This is a genomic window from Streptomyces sp. NPDC127117, assembly GCF_042677325.1.
Taxonomy (GTDB): Bacteria; Actinomycetota; Actinomycetes; order Streptomycetales; family Streptomycetaceae; genus Streptomyces.
Genome location: NZ_JBHXTM010000007.1, coordinates 88696 through 107243, shown reverse-complemented (window position 1 = coordinate 107243; position 18548 = coordinate 88696). Strand labels below are relative to the sequence as shown.

The following is an 18548-nucleotide window of genomic DNA, read 5'->3' as shown; positions in this document are numbered from 1 at the left end:
TCGGGCTTCGTGTTGGGGGGTGGGGGGGGGGGTTGGGGGGATCGCGGGGCGGCGGCGTGACCGCGCGGCCACTGCCATATTCGGTGTCAGCCGCCATTGACCTTCTTGGCGATCCGGTCGCCGAGGTCCTTGTCCACGTTGCGCCAGTACTGCAGCGCGCGCTCCAGGACCGGGGCGCTCACCCCGTCGAGGAGATGGCCGGAAATGTTCGACACCAGCCGGTCGCGGGCCGAGTCGTCCAGGACCTTGCGCACCATCGTGCCCGCCTGGCCCCAGTCGTCGTCCTCGCTGTGCAGCTTGTACGCCTCGTGGACCATCTCGCCCGCCGTGGCCCAGCCGGCCGGGTCGCCGTAGCGCGCGGTGTCCGCCGCCGGACCGCCGTACGAGTTCGGCGCGTAGACCGCTCCGGTACGGCTCGGCTCGTACCGCATGGGGCCGTCCTTCGCGTACGAGTTCCGGCCGAACCGCGGACGGTTCGGGGGCAGCTGCGCGTAGTTCGGGCCGATCCGGTACCGGTGGGTGTCGGGGTACGAGAAGAGCCGGCCGAGCAGCATCTTGTCGGGCGACGGACCGATGCCGGGCACCAGGTTCGACGGCTCGAAGGACGCCTGCTCGATGTGGACGAAGAAGTCCTCCGGGTTCTCGTTCAGCGTCATCCGGCCGACCTCGATCTCCGGGTAGTCGCCGTGCGGCCACACCTTCGTCAGGTCGAACGGGTTGAACCGGTAGTCCGGTGCGTCGTCGAACGGCATGACCTGGACGTACAGCGTCCAGCTCGGGTGGTCACCGCGCTTGATCGCCTCGAACAGGTCGCGGCGGTGGACGTCGCCGTCCACACCGGCCATCCGGTCGGCCTCGTCCTGCGTGTAGAAGTCGATGCCCTGGTCGGTCTTGAAGCGGTACTTCACCCAGAACCGCTCGCCGCCCGCGTTCACCCACATATAGGTGTGCGAGCTGTAGCCGTTCATGTGGCGGTAGGTCTTCGGGATGCCCCGGTCGCCCATCAGCCACGTCACCATGTGCGCGGACTCGGGGGACAGGGTCCAGAAATCCCACTGCATGTCGTGGTCGCGTACCGCGCTGTCCGGGCGCCGCTTCTGCGAGCGGATGAAGTCCTGGAACTTCATCGGGTCACGTACGAAGAAGACCGGCGTGTTGTTGCCGACCATGTCGTAGTTGCCCTGCTCGGTGTAGAACTTCAGGGCGAAACCGCGGGGATCCCGCCAGGTGTCGGGGGAGCCCTGCTCACCGGCGACGGTGGAGAAGCGGGCCAGCATGGCGGTCTGCTTGCCCGGCTGGAACATGTCGGCCTTGGTGAACTGGCTGACGTCATTGGTCACCTTGAAGGTGCCGTACGCGCCGGATCCCTTGGCGTGGACCACTCGTTCGGGAACCCGTTCACGGTTGAACTGGGCCATCTTCTCAATGAGGTAGTGGTCCTGGAGCAGGATCGGTCCGTCGGCTCCGACAGTGAGCGAGTGTTCATCGCTCTCCACCGGGATTCCGGCGTTGTTCGTGGTGTACGGGGTGTTCTTGGTCTTCGATTCCTCGGACACGAGCGTCCTCCCGTCGGTGGGGGTTTTCGGTCAGGCCGTCTCGTTCACGACTGAAGTCAAACCCGCCGACAGGAGGTCGGCAACATTTCGCTACCGTGCGTACAGGGCTCTGCCCCGCGCCCGTCCCGTACGCATTCGCCGTGCCCTTCGCCGGTCCTGCTATTGGCTCCGGGACGGCATCTCGAACCAGACCACCTTGCCGGTCGACAGGCGCGTCGCCCCCCACCGTCTGGCCAGCCGGTTCACCAGGAACAGGCCGCGCCCGCCCTCGTCCATGTCACGCGCCCGGCGCTGCCGGGGCAGCTGCGGGGAGTCGTCGCCGACCTCGCAGCGCAGGATGTCGGTGCGCAGCAGCCGCAGCGTCACGGGCCGCTCCGCGTAACGCACCGCATTGGTCACCACCTCGCTGACCAGCAGCTCCACCGAGTCGGAGAGATCGTCCAGCCCCCAGCGGCTGAGCGCCCGACGGGCCAGCCTGCGGGCCCGGCCCGGCGCGGTCTCCTCCGGTTCCAGATGCCAGTACGCGACATCGCTCGGCGCGATCCCGTCGAACCGGGCGGCGAGCAGCGCGATGTCGTCGTCCCGGTCGCCCGGACCGAGCATGTCCAGCACGTCGTCGCAGAGCGCCTCCAGCGGCGGCGAGTGGTCCGGGCCGGTCAGCCGGGCGGTGGCGGCGAGCCGTTCGCGCAGCTGCTCGATCCCGGTCCACACGTCCCGGAGCCGGGACTCGACCAGGCCGTCGGTGTACAGCAGCAGCGTGGCGCCCGCGGGCGCGTCCAGCTCGACGGCCTCGAAGTCCACCCCGCCGACCCCGATCGGGGCGCCGGGCGGCACCCGCAGAACCTCGGCACGGCCGCCCAGATGAAGCAGGACGGGCGGCGGATGCCCGGCGTTGGCGATGGTGATCCGGTGCGCGACCGGGTCGTACACCGCGTACAGGCAGGTCGCCATGCGGTCGCTGCCGAGCCGCTGGGCCTGCTCGTCGAGGTGGTGCAGCACCTCCTGCGGCGGCAGGTCGAGCCCGGCGAGGGTCTGTGCGGTGGTGCGCAGCTGGCCCATGATCGCCGCGGATGTCATGGAGTGGCCCATGACGTCGCCGACGACCAGGGCGACCCGGCTGCCGGGCAGTGGGATCGCGTCGTACCAGTCGCCGCCGACCCGGGCCGTCTCGGCGGCCGGCAGATAGCGGGAGGCGAGCCGGACGCCGGTCGGCTGCGGCAGAGAGTCGGGCAGCATGGTGCGCTGGAGCTCGTCGGCGATGTACGCCTCGCGCCCGTACAGCACTGCCTTGTCGATGCCGAGCGCGGTGTGCGTCGCCAGCTGGGCGGCGACCAGCAGGTCGTTGGACTCGAACGGTGGCCGCTCCGTCCCGCGCAGGAAGACGGCGGCACCGATCACCCGCCGCCGTCCGCGCAGCGGGGCGAGGATGGCGCGGTGTCCGGTGGGCACGGTCCGGCCGGCGCCGAGCAGCTCGGGCAGCGCGGCGCGGGCCGCCGCGGAGTCCCCGAAGACCGGCCGCACCCCGCGCAGCACCTCGGCCAGCGCGCCGCCGGAGCGGACCTCGCACAGCTCGGCCGCGGGCGTCAGGTCCCCGTGCGGATCGATGACGGGCAGCCGCAGCCGCTCGGTCTCCGACGAGCTGTCCGTCTCCTCCTCGCTCAGCCGCAGCCGGTCGGACCGGCGCAGCCGCAGCACGAAGGGGGAGACCGGCCGCTCGTCACCGACCGGGAGCGGGTCGCGGAGGTAGACCAGTATGGCGTCGGAGAACGTCGGCACGCTGGCCCGGCACAGACCCAGCACGATCTCGTCCAGGTCTATGCCGCGGGCGATCCGACGGGTGGCTGCCCCGACGAAACGCAGCCGGTCGCCCTCGCGACGGGCCGCGGCCTGCGGGTCGAGTCCTGCGGGGCCGGTGCCCGCCGCGGGAGTCGCGGGGCCGGCTGCCGACCCCGGAGCCGCGGCCGGGCCGGGGATCGCGGCGGTGGCAGGGGAAGCGGCCGGCGCGGCGTCCTGCTGCCGCGGCCGGGTGCGTTCCTGCGACCGGGCGGCGAGAGGCTGCCGGCCTTCGTGGGAGGTGGGGTGCTCCGTCACGCGTGGGGTTCCGTCCGTCCGGGCCGGTTGTATGAGGCAATCACCTCGTGGGGCGTTACTGTGCCCCGGCAAGAGCGGCGATAACAACGGCTGTCACCGGATGCCCCGGAACGAGGGGCTGAAACCGGATGCATGTGGGGTTGGCCGGTGACAACGTTTCCGGCGACGGGGCGGGCAACAGCGAGCACGTCTCCACCCCCTCGTAGTGGTTCATACGATTCATACGACTGATGTGGCTCATACAGCTCATGCAGTGCGCGGTGCTCGTGCGATGACTTGTGGTCAGGTCGGGTGCCGAGCCTCCCGGTTGGGGCGGAGCGGCACTCCGGAGGACGATCCTACGGTTGTCCCCCTGGGGTGCATCAAGGGTCTCACGACGGCGTATACGAGGGGGTGCGGTCCCAGTCATCCGGAAGCGCGGGAACCCGCCATTGTGGATCGGGCCGCCAGTTCTCCCAGCCGTCCCGGAACGGCGCACCCCACTCCCCGATCACCTCGACGGCCGCCCGTCCCGCCTCCCGCACCCGTTGCGCGGCCTCCGGGGTCATCAGACCGGCCCGCTGTGCCATGGCGAACTCGTCCTCGTCGTGCCAGGCCCAGCTGCGGTCGGGGCGGACGGAGATGTCGAGAAAATGATCCTCGGAGTCGACGCCGCCCTGCCAGCGGGTGTGCGGTTCCTCCAGATTCACGTACCAGTTGCGGAACTGCCAGACCGGATCCCAGAACAGCCAGACGGACCAGGGATCGCCGGGCCGGGCGAGTTTCAGCACACCGTTTCCCAGCCAGGTGGAACGGGCGGTGGTGCGCGGTGCGGTGTAGCGGGTGGCGAGCGGCTCGGCATGCACGTCCCGGCCACTGGCCAGCACCGGCTTCACACACTCGGTGCCGGGCGCCACCCACACCGCGAGCAGTTCGCCGGTGTCCTGGACCACGGTGACGGGACGGCAGATGTGGAACGGGTCCGGGACGCCCCGGGGCGCCCCGCGCCCGGCCGACGCGCCGTTGCGGCGATAGCGCCACAGGATCTGATCACCCGGCGCCCAGTGCTCGATGTCTCCGGTACCTGCCATGGACGGATCTTAGGGCCTCCGGCCCCGGGGCCCGCCGCCCCCGGGGCTGCGGGGCAGGTCAAGGGTGGGTCATGCGCAGTACGTCGAGTGCTTCGTCGAGTTGTTCCACGGTGAGGTCGCCCTGTTCGACGTATCCCGAGTCCAGCACCACCTCGCGGATGGTCCGGCGTTCCGCGAGGGACTTCTTGGCGACCTTCGCGGCCTCCTCGTAGCCGATGTACTTGTTCAGCGGGGTGACGACGGACGGCGAGGACTCGGCGTACTCCCTGGCCCGCTCGACGTTGGCCGTGATCCCGTCGACCGTGCGGTCCGCGAGCAGGCGGGAGGCGTTGGCCAGCAGCCGTACCGACTCCAGCAGGTTCTTCGCGATGACCGGAAGCATCACGTTCAGCTCGAAGTTGCCCGCCGCGCCCGCCGTGGCGACCGTCGTGTCGTTGCCCGTCACCTGGGCGGCGACCATCAGCACGGCCTCGGGGATCACCGGGTTCACCTTCCCGGGCATGATCGACGAGCCCGGCTGGAGGTCGGGGAGGTTGATCTCGGCGAGACCGGTGCGTGGACCGGACGCCATCCAGCGCAGATCGTTGGAGATCTTGGTGAGCGAGACGGCGATGGTACGCAGCTGCCCCGAGGTCTCCACGAGCCCGTCCCGCGCGCCCTGCGCCTCGAAGTGGTCGCGGGCCTCCGCCAGCGGCAGCCCGGTGGCGCGGGCGACCTCGGCGATGACGGCGGCGGAGAAGCCGGGCGGAGTGTTGATGCCGGTGCCGACGGCCGTGCCGCCCAGGGGCAGCTCGGCGAGGCGGGGGAGCGAGGCGCGCAGCCGTTCGATGCCGTACCTGATCTGTGCCGCGTAGCCGCCGAACTCCTGGCCGAGGGTGACGGGCGTGGCGTCCATCAGATGCGTACGTCCCGACTTCACCACCGTCGCGAACTCGGCGGACTTGCGCTCCAGGGCGGTCGCCAGCCGGTCCAGCGCCGGGATCAGATCTCCGGTCACGGCGGCCGTCGCGGCGATGTGGATGGAGGACGGGAAGACGTCGTTGGACGACTGCGAGGCGTTGACATGGTCGTTCGGATGGACCTCGCGGCCCAGCCGTTCGGTGGCGAGGGTGGCCAGCACCTCATTGGTGTTCATGTTGGACGAGGTGCCCGACCCGGTCTGGAAGACATCGACCGGGAACTGGTCGTCCCAGCGGCCGTCGGCGACCTCGGCGGCGGCCTCCTCGATGGCCGCGGCGATGTCCGGGTCGAGCACCTTCAGCTCGGCGTTCACCTTGGCGGCGGCCGCCTTGATCCGGGCCAGGGCCTCGATGTGGGACCGCTCCAGGCGCTGGCCGGAGACCGGGAAGTTCTCCACCGCGCGCTGCGTCTGGGCCCGCCACTTGGCCTTCGCGGGCACCCTCACCTCGCCCATCGAATCGTGTTCGATGCGGAAATCTCCGCCGCCCGCGGGGGACTGCCCGGCGGTCTGTGACTCGTCCATCTCGTTCAACCTCCTGAAAAAGTTGAGCCCTTGTCTTGTTCTGTCTATTCCCAAGTCGCCTACCGACCAGTAAATACCGGGGGTAACCACAACCCGGGGAGGCGCAATGAGGCGCACCAGGCACAGACTCCGCTGTACGGTCGCGGCCGCCGCAGCCATGGCGGCGGCGATCGGCGGCATGACCGCAGCCGCCGGACCGGCCGGCGCGACGGACCGGTCCGGTTCCAGCACTACCGCATCCACCCCCCTGTCGCCGGAACTGGAGGCCATCCGCGCGGCGGAGGCCACCAAGCTGTACGGCGACCCGGCCGAGCGGCCGCTCGCCGACCGCAAGACCGGGCTGATCTCGCTCGGCGACAGCGAGATCTCCGGCGAGGGCGTCGGCACGTACGAGGCCGGCACCAACGGCCCCGACAACTGGTGCCACCGCTCGCCCGACTCCGCCATCCACCGCACCGGCATCCCGGCGGACGTCACGTACAACGTCTCCTGCTCCGGCGCGTACACCGGCAACATCGTGATCGGCGGCTCCAAGCAGTACTCCGACGAGCTGGTGCAGAGCGACAACCTCGCCATCAAGGCCCGCAACACCCGCATCAAGATGATCGTGCTGGTGGCGGGTGCCAACGACGACCTCCAGTTCGGCCCGGTCATGACGGACTGCGTCCAGCGCTGGGTGCTCTCCCAGGGCACCTGCCAGCCCAAGTACGAGGGCGGCTGGCAGGCGCGCGTCGACGGACTCGTCCCCAAGGTCGAGAAGACGGTGCGCGACCTGAAGACCGTCATGTCCGGCGCCGGGTACGGCGACAGCGACTACAAGCTCGTGGTCATGGGCTACCCGAGCCCCATCGGCCCGGACTTCTACGACAACCCGAGCTTCCCCGGGAAGCTTCCCGGCGGCTGCGCCGGGTACGACTCGGACGCGGCCTGGGGCCGCAACGTGGCCGTCCCCGCCTTCGAGCGCGGCATGCGCAAGGCCGCCGCGGACACCGGAGCCGTCTACCTCGACAACTCCCGGCTCTTCCACGGCCACGAGGTGTGCAGCGAGTCCACCTGGGCCCGCGGTCTCTACATCGACCTCGGACACTTCCCGCCGGACTCCAACTCCCTGCGGCAGTCCTACCACCCGAACGCGAGCGGCCACGGCGCCTTCGCGTCCTGCCTGACCCAGATCTACAACTCGAACCTGCGCGAGGCGAGCTGCGCCGACCCGGCCAGCACCGGAAAGCCGGTCCTGCAGTCCGGGGCGTGGGACGACTCCTTCGAGCCCCTGAAGAACGAGGCGACGGGCACCTGCGTGGACGTCCCCGGCTCGGTGACCCGCAATGACACCAAGATCGGCGGCTGGGACTGCCACGGCGGCCGCAACCAGGGCTGGTGGTACGACTCCGGTACGAAGACCCTCCGCACCGAGCTGAGCCACGACCGGTGCCTGGACGTGCCGGGCGCCGACTACAAGGCGGGCGCCACGCTCATCGTGTACAACTGCTCGGGCGCGGCCAACCAGCAGTTCGTGAAGCAGTCGGGCACCTTGCGCCCGGCGGCCTCGACCGGACTGTGCCTGACGCTGGCGGCGGCGAAGGACCCGCTGAGGCTCCAGAGCTGCGACGGCAGCGCACAGCAGCGGTTCGTGTAGCAGTGGCGAGGGGGGCGGGGCGGCCGGGACCGCTCCGCCCCCCTCGGGCCGTCCGGCGCCGGTCAGCCGGAGGTCACGAACGCACCGAGCGCGGCGGCCAGATGGCCGGGGTCCTCGACCCCGCACAGCTCACGCGCCGAGTGCATGGACAGCCCCGGCACCCCCACGTCGACCGTCTCCACACCCAGCCGGGCCGCGGTGAGCGGGCCGATCGACGTACCGCACGGCATCGCGTTGTTGGAGACGAACGGCTGCCACGGCACGCCCGCCCGCTCGCACGCCGCCGCGAACACCGCCATGCCGGTGCTGTCGGTGGCGTACCGCTGGTTGACGTTGACCTTGAGCGTGGGGCCGCCGTTGGGCAGCGGACGGTGCTCCGGGTCGTGCCGCTCCGAGTAGTTGGGGTGCACCGCGTGGGCCATGTCGGCGGAGATGCAGAACGCCCCGGACAGGGCGCGCGACCAGTCCTCCGGGCTGCCGCCGCGTGCCGTGACCGAGCGGCTCAGGACCCGCTCCAGCAGCGGACCCTGCGCACCCGTCGCCGAACCGCTGCCGACCTCCTCGTGGTCGAAGGCGGCCAGCACCGGGACGTACGCCGGCTCGTCGGCCGCGGTCGCCGCACCCGTCAGGGCCGTGACGCCCGCGTGCACCGAGACCAGGTTGTCCAGCCGCGCCGACACCACGAACTCCCGGTCCGCGCCCAGATATCCGGGCGGCTGGATGTCGTGGAGCATCAGGTCCCAGCCCAGCACCTCGTCCGGTTCCACCTCGGCGGCCGTCGTGACCCGGCGCAGCAGCGCACCCTCCGCACGGGAGCCGAGCGCCCAGATCGGGGCGAGGTGGAGCTGCCGGTCGAGCGCCAGTGCCTCGTTGACCGTGCGGTCCAGATGGATGGCCAACTGGGGCACCCGCAAAAGGGGTTCGTCGATCTGGACCAGCCGGGACGCGACCCCGCCGCCCGGTGCGCGCACCGCGAGCCGTCCGGAGACGCCCAGGTCGCGGTCGAGCCAGGTGTTCAGCGGAACGCCGCCGTAGATCTCCACCCCGATCTGCCGCCAGCCCGCCGACGAGGTGTCGGGAGCGGGCTTGACCCGCAGGTTCGGGGAATCGGTGTGGGCGCCGATGATCCGGAAGGGGGTGTGGGCCGGGGCCCCCTCGGGGACGTACCAGGCGATCAGCGCACCACCGCTGGCGACGAAACTGCCGCCGGTCGTGCCCGTCCAGTCGTCCGTGCCCCGCAGTTCACGGAAGCCGGCCTTCTCCAGGCGCTGGGCGGCACTGGCCACCGCGTGGTACGGGGAGGGGCTGTTGCTGATGAAGGACAGCAGGTCGTCGGTGTGGCTGCGGTGGGGAAGCGGCGTCATCGGGCGTCCGCCTTTCCGGTGTTCGACGGTGAGGGTGGAGGAACCCGCGCCGGGCCGCTGGGTGCGGTGCGGGCGGTGTGCGGCGCGGGGGGTGGCGGCCGGTCCCGGGTCACCCGGGCGATCCGGTGGGGCCGCCCGGGGCCCGCGAGTGTCTGCCGGTCCTCCGGGGCGGGTATCCCGGAGCCGGGCGCGGCCGAGTGGTTCAGGAACGTCCGACAACCCACCAAAGCGGGCCGGTACGACGCAAGTCCGCGGCGCGGCCCGCTGCGTGAAAGCGGCGGTGCCGTACGGGCCGCGGCGACGGCGGGCCCCGGGGCGGGCGGGGGCGTGCCGGGGCCGGCACCGGGAGGGTGCGGGACGGTGCGGCGGGCGCCCGGCCCCTCGCCGATGCCCCCGAGATTGGCTGAATAACGTCGTACGGGAATCCTCACCGCTCCGGTCCGCCGCGATCGCCGCCGGAACGGGGAACGGGGACGTCGGCCCGCCCGCGCGCCCCGGACACCCTGATCAGGAACACCACGGCGACCACGATGGCCGCCCCGTGCGACCAGCCCACGACGGCCGGCGGGCTGTACCTGTCGAGGGCCGCGGCGACCAGGATCATGCCGACGCCGAACCCGAGGTTCTCCAGGGTCGCGGAGAGCCCGAAGGCATGGGCACGCAGACCGGCGGGGAGCGTCTGCAGATGGGAGGTGTACGAGACCTCCGTGAGCCCGTCGGCCGCCCCCGCCACCAGCGCGATCACAGCGGTCGCCGCCCAGGGGAACCCGGCGAACGCCAGGATGAACGCCCCGGACATCAGACAGGTGCCGTACCCGAAGCCCGGCGCCCCCACCGTCCGCCCGGTGCGTTTGACGTACCGCTGGATCACCTGCTGCGCGGCGACGTTCCCCAGCGCCCACAGACACCAGAACGCGCTGACGAACACGGCGGGGTGATCCGCGTCGAGCGCGGCGGAGTGGACCGGCAGCGCGGCGTTGTGGGAGGAGGAGCCGAAGGCGTCCACACTCCGCAGCACCACCATCAGACCGAGGCCCGGCGCGGCCGCCGACGCGAGGAACGCGCCCGGACGCCGCCACCGGCCCGGCTTCCCCCGGCCGCCGGTCCGCCCCTTCCCCCTGGCCCCGCCGGAATCCCCCTCCGATTCCGGCCGGGCGTCCTTTCCCCGGCCCCCGCCCGGGATCGGCAGCAGCGCCACGGTCGCGGCGCAGACCACGAAGGTGGCCATGTCCACCACGAAGGCGGCGGTGTAACCGACGAGTGAGACCACCACGCCCGCCGACGCGAAACCGGCCACCATTGCCAGCGAACGCCCGGTGATGGAAAGGGAGTTCGCCCACGACCGCCGGTCATCGCCGACCATCTCGGGAATGGAACTGCGCAGCGACACCATGAAAAGCGTTCCGCAGCCGCCGACCACCACGGAAACGGCCATCAGCGCCGCCGTCCGCATCCCCTCGGGCGCGAGGACGAGCAGCAGCATCACCGCCGCCTGCGCCACATTCGTCCACAGCATGACGCGCTTGGCCGCGAACCGGGCGAGCAGACCACCGGCAATCAGCCCGGCGACAAATCCCGATGCCAGCCGCACGGCCATGAACAGGCCCATCGCCAGCGCCTTGCCCGTCGTCTCGTAGACGAACAGATTGAGCGCCACCATGTTCAGGAATGTGCCGTACGAGGACAACGCGTATCCGGCGATCAGGAATCGATAGCGGCGCTCCCCGCGCGCGCGGCCGGCCCCGTCGCTCTCCGGCGCACGGTCCGGCCGGTCGTCCGCCTGCTCGATGTCCTGCGTCACCGGCCCATACTCACCGAGCGGTTGCGTTCACCCGTGCCCGCGCGATTGCACGAATGTAATCTGCATCCTTGTGAAGGACGATCATTCCGGCCCACGGGCGTGTGATTGCCGCGAATCGTCGCCGAACCGCGTCTGCGACCCGGCCCTCGCGGCCTATCGGCGCGCGCTCGCGGACGGAAGCCTTCCGGCGGGCGAGGTGCCCGGCTGTCTGAGCGCCCTGCATCTGATGGTGGAGGACCGCGACGCACCGGAACGGCTCATCCCCGTACCGCCCGAGACCGCCTCGTTCGATGTGCTCGGGCCCATCGAGGCGGCGATCGCCCGGCAGCGCCGCACACTGCGTTCGGCGCGTGCCGCGCTGACCGTGTTCGAGGGCCTGTACGCCGACGCACACCGCCTCGAACCGCCCGCGCTCACCCGGCTCTCCGGAGAGGCCGTCATCGGCAAGGCGCTCGAAGCGGGCGTCGCGGGCTGCCGCGAGGAGGTCCGCACCGCCCATCCCGGCGGCGGCCGTCCCGTGCACGTGCTGGAGGAGTCGCTGCCCAGGGACGTACGCAATCTGCGCCGGGGCATCCGGCAACGGACCATCTACCAGCACACGGTCCGCTCGGACCGTACGACGCTCGCCTACATAGAGCGGGTGACGACCGAGGGCGCCGAGGTCAGAACGCTCGCCGAGGTCGCCGACCGGATCATCGTCTTCGACCGGAGCCTGGCGTTCATCCCGTTCTCCGACGAGCCGCACAGCGCCCTGCGCATCCAGCACCCGTCCCTGGTCCGCTTCCTGGCCCGGCACTTCGACGAGGCCTGGGCCCGCTCGGTCCCGGTCCGCCCGGAACGGGTGCCGCTGCGCACCCCGGTCGTCACCTCCGACCTGCAACGGACCATCCTGCAGGCGGTGGTGGGCGGCGAGACGGACCAGTCGATCGCCCGCAGGCTGGGGATGAGCCGCCGCAGCGTCGCCGAGCACGTACGGAGGGTCTCCGAGCAGCTGGGCAGCAAGAGCCGGGCCCAACTCGGCTATCTGGTCGCGACGTCGGGCCTGCTGGAGGCGTGAGAACGGCGGTACGGGGCGGAATCGGTACGGGAAGGCCCCGCGGGAGCGCTCCTGCCGGAACGCCCCCGCGGGGCCCTGGCTCCGTGGCCGAAGGTCAGGCGAGACCCGGACCCCGCACCGGAATGCTGGTGAACGTCGGTGCCGGGGCGGGCTCGGTGAAGAAGTCGTTGCCCTTGTCGTCGACGACGATGAACGCGGGGAAGTCCTCGACCTCGATCCTCCAGACCGCCTCCATGCCGAGCTCCTCGTACTCGACGACCTCGACCTTCTTGATGCAGTCCTGCGCGAGCCGGGCCGCCGGGCCGCCGATCGAGCCCAGGTAGAAGCCGCCGTGCGCGTCGCACGCGTCGGTGACCTGCTTGGACCGGTTGCCCTTGGCGAGCATCACCTTGGAACCGCCCGCCGCCTGGAACTGCGCGACATAGCTGTCCATGCGGCCGGCCGTCGTCGGGCCGAAGGAGCCGGAGGCGTACCCCTCGGGCGTCTTCGCCGGGCCCGCGTAGTAGACCGGGTGGTCCTTCAGGTACTGCGGCATCTCCTCGCCCGCGTCCAGCCGCTCCTTGATCTTGGCGTGCGCGATGTCGCGCGCCACGACCAGCGGGCCGGTCAGCGAGAGCCGGGTCTTGACGGGGTACTTGGTCAGCTCGGCGAGGACGTCGTCCATCGGCCGGTTGAGGTCGATCTTCACGACGTCACCCGACTCGTCGAGGTGCTCGTCCGTGGTGTCCGGCAGGAAGCGCGCCGGGTCCTTCTCCAGCTGCTCCAGGAAGACACCCTCGGCGGTGATCTTCGCGGTGGCCTGGCGGTCCGCCGAGCAGGACACGGCGATCGCCACGGGCAGCGAGGCGCCGTGCCGGGGAAGGCGGACGACGCGCACGTCGTGGCAGAAATACTTGCCGCCGAACTGGGCGCCGATGCCGATCTTCTGCGTCAGCTCGAAGACCTTCTCCTCCAGCTCCTTGTCCCGGAAGCCGTGGCCGGTGGGGGAGCCCTCGGCGGGCAGCTCGTCCAGGTAGTGCGCGGAGGCGTACTTCGCGGTCTTCAGCGCGAACTCGGCCGACGTACCGCCGACGACGATCGCCAGGTGGTACGGCGGGCAGGCGGCCGTGCCCAGCGAACGGATCTTCTCCTCCAGGAACTTCATCATGGAGGCCTCGTTCAGCACGGCCTTCGTCTCCTGGAAGAGGAACGACTTGTTGGCCGAGCCGCCGCCCTTCGCCATGAAGAGGAACTTGTACGCGCCGCCGTCGGTGGCGTACAGCTCGACCTGGGCGGGGAGGTTCGAGCCGGTGTTCTTCTCCTCCCACATGGTGAGCGGAGCCATCTGCGAATAGCGCAGGTTGAGCTTGGTGTAGGCGTCGAAGATGCCGTGCGACAGCGCCTCCTCGTCACCGCCCTCGGTGAGGACGTTCTGTCCGCGCTTGCCCATGACGATCGCGGTGCCGGTGTCCTGGCACATCGGCAGCACGCCCGCCGCCGCGATGTTCGCGTTCTTCAGCAGGTCGAGCGCGACGAACTTGTCGTTGGACGAGGCCTCGGGGTCGTCCACGATCCGCCGCAGCTGCGCCAGGTGGGCGGGGCGCAGGTAGTGCGAGATGTCGTGCATGGCCTCGGCGGCCAGGGTGCGCAGCGCCTCCGGAGCGACCTTGAGGAACGTACGACCGTCGGCCTCGAAGGTGGAGACACCCTCGGAGGTCACCAGACGGTACGGCGTGGTGTCCTCTCCCAGGGGGAGCAGATCGGAGTACGCAAACTCTGGCATTACGGCCATTCCTCACTCGGCAGACGGCGGCTGACCTCCCTTGGGCAGCGCACCCACCAGGGTAGAACGCCGCACGAGTGCCGAAGCTGTGAGGTAAGGCTCAGTCCGGCCACCCCGGGGGGCCGTTGCGGGGGCCGGGTGCGACACGGCGGGGGCGGGGCGGGGGGTAGTCGCGATCTATCGCGTTTGGGTACGCTGGGCCGGTGGACCTCGAAAAGCAGCCCCAGCAGCCCCAGCAGCCGGTGGCCCCGGTGGAACCGGCCGGCATCCGCGCCTCCGACGCGGACCGGGACCGGATCGCGGACATCCTGCGGGAAGCCATGGCCGAGGGCCGGCTCACCGCCGACGAGCACGCCGAGCGGGTCGACGCGGTCTACCGCGCCAAGACCGTCGGCGAACTGGAGCCGCTGGTACGGGACCTGCCAGCCCCGGGCGGTGCCGCCCGGGCGGCCGCCGCCCCCGGCGCCTACGGTCACGAGAGCCCCACCGGCCCTGCCGAGAACCTGGTGGCGATCTTCAGCAGCTCGACCCGCAAGGGCCGCTGGCGGGTCGGCAGCCGTACGAACGCCTTTGCGCTCTTCGGCAGTGTGGAGGTCGATCTGACCGAGGCGCTTTTCGGTCAGAGACTCACGGTCATCAACGCGACTTCCATCTTTGGAAGTGTCGACGTCAAGGTCCCCGAGAACATCTCGCTGCGCGGCAGCGGCACGGGCGTCTTCGGTAATTTCGAAGTCGCCACACTGGAATCCGCGGACCCCGAGGCGCCGGTGGTCGTGGTCAACGGCTATTCGGTGTTCGGCAGTGTGGAGGCGAAGCCCAAGCGGGGGAAGTTCATCGCGGACCTCCAGGACCGGCTGCGCAAATACCTCGGATAGCTCCTTTGGAACCGCTCCGGACCGTCGCTTGAAGCCGCTCCGGACCGTCGTTCGGAACTTCGCGGGAACTCCCTCGGTGCTCCTTTGGAACTCCTTCGGAACTTCTCCGGAACTCCTTCGGAACGACTCGGGAGCGCCTTCGAAAACAAGCCAGATTCCTTGTCGGCCGCTATTGCGCAGCCCTGGCCCGGTGCCACTCAGTGCATAGGCGCGCGTACAGCGGGTAGGGACTGCTGCATCGTCTCTCGCTCGCGAAGCCGTCGTCAGGAGTAGACCGTGCTGCAACTGCCGCATCAGCCCCTGCAGGTCGCCGCTGTCCCTGCCCAGCGCGCCCCCGCGCGGGAGGACCAGGCCGGTCCCTGGCATTCGGAGGCGGTGTGCCGCCGGGATGAAGCCGGGCTGTTCTTCGCCCCGTCGAAGGAGCCGACTGCTGCCAGGCTCGCCCGCGAGGAGTCCGCGAAGCGGGTCTGCGCGCGCTGTCCGGTGATGATCGAATGCCAGGAACACGCGCTCATACAGCCGGAGCCGTACGGGGTGTGGGGCGGGCTCACCGCCGCCGAGCGCCGTGTGGTCCTGGCCCGGCGCAGACGTCGCGAGATGGAGCGCAAGGCTTCGTCCGCCGCCGGCGCGACGGGCCGGATCGCCGCGGCGGGCTGACCGGAGCCGGCCGGCTCCCGTAGGACCGCCACGCGAAGAGGCGCCCCCACCGCACATGGGGGGCGCCTCTTCGCGTTCTGCTGCCGGAGGTCTCCGGGACGGGACCGTGTCCGGGCCTCCGGGGCCGGTTCTCCGGGGCCGGTTCTCCGGGCCTTGGGGGTCGGCCTACTTCGCGCGGTCGAAGTCGATCGCGCTGTAGGCGCGCAGCTTCGAGAGCCGGTGCGTGGAGTCGATCTTCCGGATGGTGCCGGACTTGGACCGCATGACGATCGACTCGGTGGTCGCCGTCTCCGCGCGGTACCGCACGCCGCGCATCAGCTCGCCGTCCGTGATGCCGGTCGCGACGAAGAACACGTTGTCGCCGCTGACCAGGTCGTCGGTGGACAGCACCCGGTCCAGATCGTGCCCGGCGTCCAGCGCGCGCTGCCGCTCGGCCTCGTCCTTCGGCCAGAGCTTGCCCTGGATGACACCGCCGAGGCACTTTATGGCGCAGGCCGAGATGATGCCCTCGGGGGTGCCGCCGATGCCCATCAGCAGGTCGACGCCGGTCCCCTCGCGGGCGGCCATGATCGAGCCGGCTACATCACCGTCGGAGATGAACTTGATCCGGGCGCCGGTCTCGCGGATCTCCTTGACGATGCCCTCGTGGCGCGGGCGGTCGAGGATGACGACCGTGACGTCCTCGGGGGCGGAGTTCTTCGCCTTCGCGACCCGGCGGATGTTCACCGAGACGGGGGCGTTGATGTCGACGAAGTCGGCGGCCTCGGGGCCGGTGACCAGCTTGTCCATGTAGAAGACGGCCGACGGGTCGAACATGGTGCCGCGGTCCGCGGCGGCCAGCACGGCGATCGCGTTCGGCATGCCCTTGGCGTTCAGGGTCGTGCCGTCGATCGGGTCGACGGCGATGTCGACCTCGGGGCCGGTGCCGTCGCCGACGCGCTCGCCGTTGAACAGCATGGGGGCTTCGTCCTTCTCGCCCTCGCCGATGACGACGACGCCGTTCATCGAGACGGTGGAGACGAGGGTCCGCATGGCCTTCACGGCGGCGCCGTCGGCGCCGATCTTGTCGCCGCGACCCACCCAGCGCCCCGCCGCCATGGCGGCGGCCTCGGTGACCCGGACCAGCTCCAGGGCGAGGTTGCGGTCGGGGGCCTCGGGGGAGACCTCGAGCTGAGACGGCAGATGATGCTCGGACATCGGAGCGCACCTTTCTGTACGGCGACGACCGGAAGAGGGTGCTGTGACTCTATCGCCAGGTCGACAAAATGAGCAGACCGGGTCACTTATGAGCGGCTGCCCCCGGGTCGGGCCCGTCGGGCCTAATGCGACCATGGACCCGTGGCTAGCAAGCGAGGCAAGCAGACAGTGCGGGACATGTTCCTGTCGATGGCGGTCGTCTCCGCTGCGGCAGGGGTTGTTTACATCTTCGTTCCGCACGACGAGAACGCCAACCCGGTCAAGGCGGTCGACTACCGGGTCGAGCTCCTGACGGCCCGCCGCGCGGCGCCGTACCCCGTGGTCGCCCCGGACGGGCTGACCGAGAAGTGGAAGCCGACCTCGGTCAGCTACGACCGCAAGGCGGGCAACAGCTGGCACCTGGGCTTCCTCGACCCGGAGGGCAAGTACGTCGGGGTGGAGCAGTCCACCTCCCCGGCGAAGAAGTACGTCACCGAGGTCAGCCAGGACGCCAGGAACACCGGGCGTACGAAGCAGGTCGCGGGCGAGACCTGGCAGCACTGGGAGGGCTCGAAGTACGACGCCCTGGTGCGCCACGACAAGGGCTCGACCACCGTGGTCACGGGTTCCGCCTCGCCGGAGCGGCTGGCGGAGATGGCCGCAGCGCTCAAGACTTCCTGACGCCGTACGGAAGAAGGCCCTGGCGCACTCGGCTCGGTGCTCCAGGGCCTTCTCCGTGCGCCGCCGGGCGCGGCGGCGGTCCGACTCAGACGGTCGTGACGACCTCGTCGTAGGCGAGACGCGGCAGGCGCGGGAACCAGGCGTCCTCGCCCGGCTTGCCGATGTTGACGACCATCAGCAGGCTGTGGTCGCCGTCCAGGAACTCCTTCTCGATGCCCGAGGCGTCGAAGCCGGTCATCGGGCCCGCGGCCAGGCCGGCGGCGCGGACGCCGATGAGGAAGTACGCGGCCTGCAGCGCGCCGTTCAGTGCGGCGGCCGACTCACGGACCGGGCGCTCGGAGAAGAACGCGTCCTTGGCCTGCGGGAAGTGCGGCAGCAGGGCCGGGAGCTCCTCGTGGAACTCGTTGTCGGTGGCCAGGATCGCGACCAGCGGGGCGGTCGAGGTCTTCGGCTGGTTGCCCTCGGCCATGTGCTTCACGAGGCGCGCGCGGGCGTCGTCGGAGCGGACCAGGACGACGCGCAGCGGCGACTGGTTGAACGCGGTCGGCCCGTACTTGACCAGGTCGTAGATCGCCTGGACCTGCTCCTCGGTCACCGGCTCGTCGGTGAAGGTGTTGGCGGTGCGGGCCTCACGGAAGAGGAGGTCCTGGGCGGCGGGGTCAAGAGCGAGGGACATCGTGCGTATTGCCTTCCGGATGTACACATGGATCGACTGACGTGGATCACGGTAACCCAGAGATAGGTTAACTTTCAACTAAAAGTGCTCCGGGTGATCCGTTCCACATCGGCCCGGCTGCCGGGCTGCCAGGGCGGTTCAGCTGCCCCGGCGGCGGCTACGGCCCCGGTGGCCACCGTGGTTCCGGCGGTCCCGGGCGGTGCGCAACCGCCCGGCGGGCCGCAGCGGCCGCTGGGTCGGTCCCGGCAGTCGGGGCGGTCCCGGCAGTTCTCAGCGGTCCGGGCAGCCCGGGCGGTGCGCAACCGCCCGGCGGGCCACAGCGGCCAGCGGCCGGTCCCGGTGGGCCTCAGCGGTCACCGGGGCGGTTCCACTCGGCCTCAGCCGTTGTCGGTCGTTGCCGCTGCCGCGCCGCCGCTCTCCCGGGAGTCGGCCGGGCCGGCCAGTGCCGCGTCCAGCCGTGCGCGCGCGCCCTCCAGCCAGTGCCGGCACACCTTCGCCAGCTCCTCGCCCCGCTCCCAGAGCGCGAGGGACTCCTCCAGCGTCGTACCGCCGGCCTCCAGGCGGCGCACCACCTCGATCAGCTCGTCACGTGCCTGCTCGTAGCCGAGCGTGCCCGTCGCACCAGCCGCCGTAGTCGCGTCGTCCGTCATGCGCCCCACCCTA

General features: G+C 70.8%; 15 protein-coding genes. 5 read left to right on the top strand and 10 right to left on the bottom strand.

Going from position 1 to position 18548, the window contains the following annotated elements; translation table 11 throughout:
* Positions 1-86: 86 nt before the first annotated feature.
* The 4 genes from ACFVH0_RS08955 to ACFVH0_RS08940 form a co-directional block, all read right to left on the bottom strand.
* On the bottom strand, positions 87-1556 hold the full coding sequence (locus tag ACFVH0_RS08955) for a catalase (protein ID WP_385818909.1): 1470 nt from the start codon (positions 1554-1556) through the stop codon (positions 87-89).
* Positions 1557-1715: 159 nt separating this feature from the next.
* Positions 1716-3647, bottom strand: coding sequence for a SpoIIE family protein phosphatase (locus ACFVH0_RS08950; RefSeq protein ID WP_385818908.1), 1932 nt, complete (start codon positions 3645-3647; stop codon positions 1716-1718).
* A gap of 371 nt (positions 3648-4018) precedes the next feature.
* A complete protein-coding gene (locus ACFVH0_RS08945; RefSeq protein ID WP_385818907.1) occupies positions 4019-4717 on the bottom strand; it encodes a DUF402 domain-containing protein in 699 nt (232 codons plus the stop codon).
* Positions 4718-4775: 58 nt separating this feature from the next.
* Positions 4776-6200 carry a class II fumarate hydratase gene (locus ACFVH0_RS08940; protein WP_385818906.1) on the bottom strand — a complete coding sequence of 475 codons (1425 nt, stop codon included), beginning with the start codon at positions 6198-6200 and terminating at the stop codon, positions 4776-4778.
* A gap of 106 nt (positions 6201-6306) precedes the next feature.
* On the opposite strand from ACFVH0_RS08940, the gene ACFVH0_RS08935 reads away from it, so the two are divergent.
* Positions 6307-7836 carry a ricin-type beta-trefoil lectin domain protein gene (locus tag ACFVH0_RS08935; protein WP_385818905.1) on the top strand — a complete coding sequence of 510 codons (1530 nt, stop codon included), beginning with the start codon at positions 6307-6309 and terminating at the stop codon, positions 7834-7836.
* Positions 7837-7898: 62 nt separating this feature from the next.
* On the opposite strand, the gene ACFVH0_RS08930 is transcribed toward ACFVH0_RS08935, so the two are convergent.
* Positions 7899-9200, bottom strand: coding sequence for a M18 family aminopeptidase (locus ACFVH0_RS08930; protein WP_385818904.1), 1302 nt, complete (start codon positions 9198-9200; stop codon positions 7899-7901).
* A gap of 427 nt (positions 9201-9627) precedes the next feature.
* Complete coding sequence (locus ACFVH0_RS08925; protein WP_385818903.1) at positions 9628-11001, bottom strand: MFS transporter; 1374 nt, start codon at positions 10999-11001, stop codon at positions 9628-9630.
* 70 nt (positions 11002-11071) lie between these two features.
* Here ACFVH0_RS08925 and ACFVH0_RS08920 point away from each other — a divergent pair, with 70 nt between their 5' ends.
* Complete coding sequence (locus ACFVH0_RS08920) at positions 11072-12058, top strand: LuxR C-terminal-related transcriptional regulator (protein ID WP_385818902.1); 987 nt, start codon at positions 11072-11074, stop codon at positions 12056-12058.
* Positions 12059-12152: 94 nt separating this feature from the next.
* On the opposite strand, the gene ACFVH0_RS08915 is transcribed toward ACFVH0_RS08920, so the two are convergent.
* Positions 12153-13820 (bottom strand): fumarate hydratase, encoded by a 1668-nt coding sequence (locus ACFVH0_RS08915; protein WP_385818901.1) that lies wholly within the window; start codon positions 13818-13820, stop codon positions 12153-12155.
* 203 nt (positions 13821-14023) lie between these two features.
* On the opposite strand from ACFVH0_RS08915, the gene ACFVH0_RS08910 reads away from it, so the two are divergent.
* A complete protein-coding gene (locus ACFVH0_RS08910) occupies positions 14024-14695 on the top strand; it encodes a DUF1707 domain-containing protein (protein ID WP_385818900.1) in 672 nt (223 codons plus the stop codon).
* Positions 14696-14971: 276 nt separating this feature from the next.
* Entirely contained in the window at positions 14972-15352 is a 381-nt protein-coding gene (locus ACFVH0_RS08905; protein ID WP_385818899.1) for a WhiB family transcriptional regulator, read from the top strand.
* 165 nt (positions 15353-15517) lie between these two features.
* Here the strand turns inward: ACFVH0_RS08905 and glpX are convergent, their stop codons facing one another.
* Complete coding sequence (glpX, locus tag ACFVH0_RS08900) at positions 15518-16549, bottom strand: class II fructose-bisphosphatase (protein ID WP_385818898.1); 1032 nt, start codon at positions 16547-16549, stop codon at positions 15518-15520.
* Positions 16550-16690: 141 nt separating this feature from the next.
* Between glpX and ACFVH0_RS08895 the strand changes: the two genes are divergently transcribed.
* Entirely contained in the window at positions 16691-17209 is a 519-nt protein-coding gene (locus tag ACFVH0_RS08895) for a DUF4245 domain-containing protein (protein ID WP_385818897.1), read from the top strand.
* Between the two features lie 85 nt (positions 17210-17294).
* Here the strand turns inward: ACFVH0_RS08895 and ACFVH0_RS08890 are convergent, their stop codons facing one another.
* Positions 17295-17885: a malonic semialdehyde reductase gene (locus ACFVH0_RS08890; protein WP_266688864.1), complete on the bottom strand. Its 591-nt coding sequence runs from the start codon at positions 17883-17885 to the stop codon at positions 17295-17297.
* A gap of 377 nt (positions 17886-18262) precedes the next feature.
* Entirely contained in the window at positions 18263-18535 is a 273-nt protein-coding gene (locus ACFVH0_RS08885) for an exodeoxyribonuclease VII small subunit (RefSeq protein WP_385818896.1), read from the bottom strand.
* Positions 18536-18548: the final 13 nt, after the last annotated feature.

Coding starts and splice junctions, on each gene's coding strand:
- ACFVH0_RS08930 (WP_385818904.1), bottom strand. CDS start 9,200: ATGACGCCGCTTCCCCACCGCAGCCACACCGACGACCTGCTGTCCTTC.
- ACFVH0_RS08940 (WP_385818906.1), bottom strand. CDS start 6,200: ATGGACGAGTCACAGACCGCCGGGCAGTCCCCCGCGGGCGGCGGAGAT.
- glpX (WP_385818898.1), bottom strand. CDS start 16,549: ATGTCCGAGCATCATCTGCCGTCTCAGCTCGAGGTCTCCCCCGAGGCC.
- ACFVH0_RS08935 (WP_385818905.1), top strand. CDS start 6,307: ATGAGGCGCACCAGGCACAGACTCCGCTGTACGGTCGCGGCCGCCGCA.
- ACFVH0_RS08915 (WP_385818901.1), bottom strand. CDS start 13,820: ATGCCAGAGTTTGCGTACTCCGATCTGCTCCCCCTGGGAGAGGACACC.
- ACFVH0_RS08885 (WP_385818896.1), bottom strand. CDS start 18,535: ATGACGGACGACGCGACTACGGCGGCTGGTGCGACGGGCACGCTCGGC.
- ACFVH0_RS08890 (WP_266688864.1), bottom strand. CDS start 17,885: ATGTCCCTCGCTCTTGACCCCGCCGCCCAGGACCTCCTCTTCCGTGAG.
- ACFVH0_RS08945 (WP_385818907.1), bottom strand. CDS start 4,717: ATGGCAGGTACCGGAGACATCGAGCACTGGGCGCCGGGTGATCAGATC.